General features: G+C 58.2%; 5 protein-coding genes and 1 pseudogene. 1 reads left to right on the top strand and 5 read right to left on the bottom strand.

Annotated features, from left to right (window positions below):
* Positions 1-83: 83 nt before the first annotated feature.
* The gene (locus tag HDG37_RS35960; protein WP_184055975.1) at positions 84-515 is read right to left on the bottom strand and encodes a tripartite tricarboxylate transporter substrate-binding protein; all 432 of its coding nucleotides are present in this window, start codon (positions 513-515) and stop codon (positions 84-86) included.
* A 6-nt stretch (positions 516-521) separates the two neighbouring features.
* Between HDG37_RS35960 and HDG37_RS35965 the strand changes: the two genes are divergently transcribed.
* Positions 522-1,823: a hypothetical protein gene (locus tag HDG37_RS35965; protein ID WP_184055977.1), complete on the top strand. Its 1,302-nt coding sequence runs from the start codon at positions 522-524 to the stop codon at positions 1,821-1,823.
* Between the two features lie 403 nt (positions 1,824-2,226).
* Here HDG37_RS35965 and HDG37_RS35970 read toward each other — a convergent pair whose 3' ends face one another.
* The 4 genes and pseudogenes from HDG37_RS35970 to HDG37_RS35985 all read right to left on the bottom strand — a co-directional run.
* Positions 2,227-3,231: a transketolase family protein gene (locus HDG37_RS35970; RefSeq protein WP_184055979.1), complete on the bottom strand. Its 1,005-nt coding sequence runs from the start codon at positions 3,229-3,231 to the stop codon at positions 2,227-2,229.
* Entirely contained in the window at positions 3,228-4,070 is an 843-nt protein-coding gene (locus tag HDG37_RS35975; RefSeq protein WP_184055981.1) for a transketolase, read from the bottom strand. The genes HDG37_RS35970 and HDG37_RS35975 overlap by 4 nt, the downstream gene beginning before the upstream one ends.
* Positions 4,071-4,114: 44 nt before the next feature.
* Entirely contained in the window at positions 4,115-5,443 is a 1,329-nt protein-coding gene (locus HDG37_RS35980; protein WP_184055983.1) for an MFS transporter, read from the bottom strand.
* A 79-nt stretch (positions 5,444-5,522) separates the two neighbouring features.
* Positions 5,523-5,906 (bottom strand): annotated as a pseudogene (locus tag HDG37_RS35985) (SDR family NAD(P)-dependent oxidoreductase); the annotation flags it as partial.
* Between the last annotated feature and the right edge of the window lie 94 nt (positions 5,907-6,000).

The following is a 6,000-nucleotide window of genomic DNA, read 5'->3' on the forward strand; positions in this document are numbered from 1 at the left end:
AAGCCGCCCCTGACATAGCGCGGCGGCGCAGGACCGCAATGGGTCGGGCTATGCCTTTTGCATGATACGCATGCCCCAGATGTTCAACGCGCGCGGCCGTCGGGCTCTGGTCGGCCAAAAGCAGTCAGTGGGCGTGGGGCTCCAAAGCAGACGTTCAAAATGCAGAGGATGTCGAAACAGCAGGTGAACCTGCACGGACAGGCGTCCGCGCACGCCGGGTCGCCCAGTGCCTTCTGGAGCGCGGCACCCAGCTTGGTGACGATGACATCCGTCGTTCGCTTGGGGGCCAGCAGGCCCTGCCATGCACCCACGTCCATCGTGTTTTTTCGGTCGCCGGGCGCGTCGAGATCACCTTGGGAACGAGAGGCGCGCTTGGCTTGTCTTGCAGGCTGGGATTCCCGCCCAATGCCAATATTGAGGATTGAGGAGAACCGGCAATGGCTTGCTCGTGGAGGTGAGGCATAGCTGGTGTTTGGTAGAATCTTCAGTTCAATCGTCAGCTTAACCGTCAGCATGAATTTATGAGCAAAACCGTTTTCTGGTCGTGGCAGAGCGACCTTCCCGCCGCAACTACCAAAGACTTCATCAAGGAAGCGCTTGCTCAGGCCTTAGAAAAGGTTGCCGAGGAGCTTCAACTCGAGATTGCTGATCGTCTCGAACTGGACCATGACACCAAGGGCGAAGCAGGACTGGTCGAAATCGTGTCCACGATCTTCAGGAAAATCGATGACTGTCAAATATTCGTTGCCGATATCACTCCGATTGCCGAGATCACGGCAGGTACGGCGACGAAGAAGATCCCAAATCCCAATGTCATGCTCGAGCTGGGTTATGCCATCCGTGAAGCAGGCCCGCAGCGCGTCATTACCGTTGCTAACCTGGCCTTTGGCGGTAAACCAGAGGAACTGCCATTCGACTTGCGGCACCGGCGTGGTGCGATTACCTATCGCCTCGATAGTGCAAAGGATCCGACTATCGAAAAGATTCGAAAGAATCTTGTTAAACAGCTTGTTGCTGCGCTCACGACGAATCTGGCAGCGCCGAGAGAAGACCAGTTGCTTCGCAACCCAATGCCAGCGCTGTCAGTTGAGGTAACCGAAGACATCCCGAAAGTCTTGGTCGTTCAGCAAGAGGTGCAACTGGACGATGTGCCGTCGTTAGCTGACGTCATGACCAAGACGCCGTTAAGAACAAAGGCGCAACAGAAAGACCCAGCGTCGCCGTTTGAACTCTTTCGTTCGCAGCCAATTGATATATTCCAGCGTGGGCGCGTTAAGCCATTTAGAGAATGGACAGAGGAAGAACTCGAGGGGTACAACAAGCGCGTGCAATGGTACTACGGTAGTTATAAGACGTACCTCGAACAGCTCAAAGAGTACAGGTTGCTTCGACAGCGAGCTGTGAGTTTTCGGCTTGCCGTTGCGAACCAAGGGACACGACCTGCGACAGATGTATGGGCAAAAGTCACATTTCCGGAAGGTGTTCTGGTCTACGAAGATGATGATTTGCCAAAAGCACCAGATCAACCGGCACCTCCGCCTCTGGCGCCTCATGGGATCGATAACGTTGGGATATTACACGCCCAACAGCTCGATACGTCGTTTTTGAAGAGGCCGCCACGTATCGATGACGACCATAAATCCATGGTTTTCCGAGCTGACAAGATTCAACAAGGGTTTCAGAATTCATTCAGATCGTTCACGATTGTAATGAGCACCCAAGCGGATATCCGTTCGTTCGAGGTTAGCTATCAAGTCGCAGCAGATGAACTGCCACAACAAAAAACTGGCAAATTGTACGTTGAAGTGCAGCAAGCTGAGTAGGATCCGTCGCTGCGGGATGACCGGACTACTATTGAAGGGAACCCGACCGGTGACCGTCCGCTTCGGGTCGGGGGTACGCAGTGCCGAGTGGCCGCTTCCAGGCTGCGGAATTCCACGGGCCGCTTTCCAGCGATGAGTTTGAAGAGCGGACTGACGCAGCCCGACCCGTTGCTGTCAGTCACTCGCTCATTCTGAGGGGCCGAAGACAGGCAGTAAGCGGCCGATCAAACGTCTTGTTCAGTCGTCCAGGCTTTGCTTAACAAATGTCGGCGTTCTGCTTGTTTCGGTAGCGGTGCGTCGACTGAACTGACGCACCGTTCCCGCTCAAGCTAGCGGACGACCCATTCCACACGCAGGCGGAGCGATGTCCGCCGTGCTGCAGCGTCTGGATGACAGCGTGGGCTCATCCAAGCCAGCCCTTGATGGTATCTGCCATGACGTTGGTCGAGATGCCATAGCGATCGTGCAAAGTCGGCAGCGCGCCCGCACCAAGAAATTCATCGGGGAGGGCGATTTGACGGTACGTCGGCGTGACGCCCGCCGTGAGCAGCGTAGTTGCGACCGCTTCGCCAAGGCCGCCGATCACGGAATGATTCTCGGCGACCACAACCATCCGGCCCGTCCGTCGGGCCTCGCGCAAGATCGTCTCGGTGTCGAGCGGCTTGATCGTTGGCACGTGCAACACGCCAACGCCCACGTTGTCCGCTTCCAGCAACTTCGCCACCTCCAGCGAGCGCATGGTCATGATGCCAGACGAGACGATCAGCACCTCGGCGCCGTCGCGAAGTAGCTTCGCCTTGCCCAGTTCGAACTGATAGTCATATTCATCGAGCACGGCCGGAACATTGCCACGCAGCAGACGCGCATACACCGGGCCGTTATGCGCGGCGATGGCGGGGACCATCTGCTCGGTATCGAGCGCATCGCACGGATCGATGACCGTCATGTTCGGCATCGCGCGCATGAGTGCAAGATCCTCGGCCGCCTGGTGGCTCGGACCATAGCCGGTCGTGAGACCTGGCAGCGCGCAGATGATCTTCACGTCGAGGTTGTCCTCGGCGATGGCCTGGTGCATGAAGTCATACGCACGGCGGGTCGCGAACACGGCATACGTCGTGACGAACGGCTGGGCGCCTTCATGCGCCATACCGGCGGCCGCGCCCATCAGCAACTGCTCGGCCATGCCCATCTGATAGTAGCGGTCTGGAAACTCCTTCCCAAAGATATGCAGGTCGGTGTACTTGCCGAGGTCGGCCGTCATGCCGACCACGTTCTTCTTCACCCGCGCCAGTTGGGCCAATGCATGACCGAACGGCGCGGAACGCGTGACTTGTCCTTCGCCGGCGATAGAAGCGATCATCGCCGAGGTCTTCAGGCGCGGCTTCGTGGTGAGAGTGGTGTCGCTCATGCTTGTCTCCCTGCTTCGAGTGCTGCGAGCGCCAGTTGCCACTCATGGGCATCGACGCGGATGAAATGGTTCTTTTCCCGTTCTTCGAGGAACGGCACGCCGCAGCCCATGCGGGTATCGCAAACGATAATCCGGGGCTGCTCTTTCGGATGATTGCGTGCAGCATCGAAGGCCGCCTTCACTGCGTCAATGTCGTTGCCGTCCACGCGCTGTGTGAACCAGCCAAATGCTTCGAGCTTCTCGACGAGCGGCTCGAACGCCATGATCTTCGAGGAGGGGCCGTCGGCTTGCTGGTTGTTGACGTCGACCATGGCGATCAGGTTGTCGAGCTTCCAGTGAGCGGCCGACATAAGACCCTCCCAGATCGCGCCTTCGTCGAGTTCGCCGTCTGAGAAGAGCGTGTAGACGAACGCATTTGAGCCCTTGCGCTTCAGTCCCAGACAGCGACCCACCGCGATCGTGAGACCGTGGCCGAGCGAGCCGCCGGACATCTCCATGCCGGGCGTGTAGCTCGCCATGCCGGACATCGGCAACCGGCTGTCGTCGCTGCCGTAGGTTTCGAGTTCTTCCGGTGGCAGGAAGCCCGCTTCGAAAAGCGCGGCGTAAAGCGCGATTGCATAGTGGCCGTTAGACAACAGGAAGCGGTCGCGGCCTTCCCATTCGGGATCGTCGGCCCTATAGCTCATTGCGCCGAAGTAGGAAACCGCGAGTACATCGGCGATATCGAGTGCCTGGCCGATATAGCCCTGGCCCTGCACTTCGCCCATTAACAAGGCGTTTCTACGAATCCGATAGGCGCGCTCAGCGAGCGTCACCGCGTCTGATGACAGACTGTTCATGATGTCTCCTTGAATCAAAAAGTGAGTCTTTGCTGCGAACGGTGTCAGCGATTGACGGTTTTGGCTGGCACGAGGAAAACAAGCCCGGCACCGATGACAATTGCGACGGAGATGAAGATGAGTCCGGCCGTCGACTTACCAGTCAGGTCGTTCAACCAGCCGACGATGGCCGGTGAGAAGAAGCCTGCGAGATTAGCGAAGCAGTTCACTGCAGCGATACCAGCTGCGGCGGACATGCCACCGAGAAGCGCGGTCGGCAGCGACCAGAATTGCGAGGAAGAAGCGAGGATGCCGGCGGCGGCCACGCTGACACACACCAGCGACGCACCTACACCGCCCAGCATCGGAAGCGTGGCAAAGCCTGCAGCCGACACCAGCATCGGGATTGCAAGATGCAGACGCCGTTCGCGATGGCGGTCAGCGCTTGCTCCCACCAGCGGCAGCGCAATGATGGCGCAGAGGTACGGAATGGCAGTGAAGATACCTACCCACAACGGGTCGGCAACGCCCGACCTGCGGATGATCGTCGGCAGCCAGAATGTCAGGCCATACTGACCGAGCACGACGCAGAAGTAGATGGCAGCCATCAACCACAACCGACGATCGCCGATGAATGACCTGATCGACACATGGGCGACAGTGTGGGCGTTGTCGTTCGCCACGTTGCGTGAGAGGAGCGCCTTTTCCGCATCAGTGAGCCACTTGGCAGCGGCGATACCGTTGTCAAGATAAAACAGGATAGCAACGCCGAGGACAAGCGATGGCGCAGCTTCGAGGACGAACAACCATTTCCAGCCGGCCAGGCCATGTACCCCCTGGAACGCATGCAGGATGAAACCGGACAGCGGTCCGCCGAGGATCCCTGCAAGGGGAATTGCCATGAAGAACAAGGACAGTGCCTTCGCGCGTCGTGCCGCGGGAAACCAGTAGGTCAGATACAGTATGACACCAGGTGCGAATCCTGCCTCGGCTACGCCCAATAGAAAGCGGAGTACATAGAAGCTGGTTGGCGACTTCACGAAGACGAAGCAGGCGGAAATGACCGCCCACGTCAGCATGATGCGAGCGAGCCAGTTACGTGCGCCCACCCGATGCAATAAGAGATTACTCGGCACCTCAAAGAGGAAATAACCGAGAAAGAAAATCCCGGCACCGACGCCATACACGGTTTCGCTGAATTGCAGGTCGTTGAGCATCTGCAGTTTCGCAAAGCCCACGTTGACACGATCGAGATAAGCGCCCAGATAGCACAGCATCAGGAACGGTATCAGGCGCCGTCCGACTTTCGCATACGTTTTTGATTCGAAGCTCGCCGGATCGGCGAACGACGTGACATCGCCCGTCATTGACGGCGCAGTGGACTTCGTTTTCATGCTTGTCTCCTGCCATATCGCCCCGGCTTTTTCCCCGGGTGCGTTGACTCATCCGCCGCGATCGCGGCGAATGTCTTTCTTAGTGAATCAACATGCCGCCGTTGACGTCGAGCGTGATGCCCGTGAGGTAAGTCGACAGGTCGCTCGCGAGGAACAGGCACGCCTTCGCGACGTCCGCCGCATCGCCAAGCCGGCCGAGTGGAATGCCCTTAATGACGTCGGCGCGCATCTCCGTCGTGAGCTTGTCGCCTGTGATGTCGGTCTGAATGAGACCTGGGGTGATCGAGTTCACGCGGATGTTGTCCGGGCCGAGTTCCCGCGCCATCGCGCGAGCGAGACCGAGCACACCTGCTTTGGCGGCGCTGTAGTGGGGACCTCCGAAGATGCCGCCGCCGCGTTGCGCGGAAACGGATGACATACAGACGATGCTGCCGCTTTTCTGCTCTCTCATTTGCGGAATGATGTTACGTCCCGCTGTATTCGGATTTCAGGGGAGCTGTTTGTCTCAGTATCAAATAGGATGAGTGTTAGAACGTCTCCTTGAACATCGTGAGATA

This window comes from Paraburkholderia sp. MM5384-R2 (assembly GCF_014201025.1).
GTDB lineage: Bacteria > Pseudomonadota > Gammaproteobacteria > Burkholderiales > Burkholderiaceae > Paraburkholderia > Paraburkholderia tuberum.